General features: G+C 51.5%; 4 tRNA genes. All 4 read left to right on the top strand.

What is annotated here, in order from left to right:
- The first annotated feature begins 19 nt into the window (after positions 1–19).
- The 4 genes from ACOQFS_RS05700 (at position 20) to ACOQFS_RS05685 (ending at position 474) form a co-directional block, all read left to right on the top strand.
- A tRNA-Ala gene (locus ACOQFS_RS05700) sits at positions 20–95 on the top strand.
- A 30-nt stretch (positions 96–125) separates the two neighbouring features.
- Positions 126–201, top strand: a tRNA-Glu gene (locus tag ACOQFS_RS05695).
- A gap of 52 nt (positions 202–253) precedes the next feature.
- Positions 254–330, top strand: a tRNA-Asp gene (locus ACOQFS_RS05690).
- Between the two features lie 68 nt (positions 331–398).
- Positions 399–474, top strand: a tRNA-Ala gene (locus ACOQFS_RS05685).
- Positions 475–517: the final 43 nt, after the last annotated feature.

Below are 517 nucleotides of genomic sequence, written 5' to 3'. Positions count from 1 at the left end.
GTGTTTGAAGTCATTCAGTGGGGGTATAGCTCAGCTGGGAGAGCGCTTGCATGGCATGCAAGAGGTCATCGGTTCGATCCCGTTTACCTCCACCAAATTTTGAGTTCGGTTAGTTCCAAGGTTTTGACCCTATCGTCTAGAGGCCTAGGACATCACCCTTTCACGGTGAGTACCGGGGTTCGAATCCCCGTAGGGTCGCCAAGTTTGTAGCACTTGGCTTGTGTTGAAGAATGCAAGCGAAAGCTGCCTGCCAGGAGTGGTAGTTCAGTTGGTTAGAATACCGGCCTGTCACGCCGGGGGTCGCGGGTTCGAGTCCCGTCCACTCCGCCAGTCAAAAAACCCTTGCAGGTTTTTCGCATTTGCAAGGGTTTTTCTTTGGTGATTATCCAAAGAAAATCGGGGGTATAGCTCAGCTGGGAGAGCGCTTGCATGGCATGCAAGAGGTCATCGGTTCGATCCCGTTTACCTCCACCAAATTTTGAGTTCGGTTAGTTCCAAGGTTTTGACCCTATCGTCT

This window comes from Paracidovorax sp. MALMAid1276 (assembly GCF_049198005.1).
In the GTDB taxonomy this organism is placed as follows: domain Bacteria; phylum Pseudomonadota; class Gammaproteobacteria; order Burkholderiales; family Burkholderiaceae_C; genus Acidovorax.
This window is presented reverse-complemented; position numbering and strand designations above follow the sequence as displayed.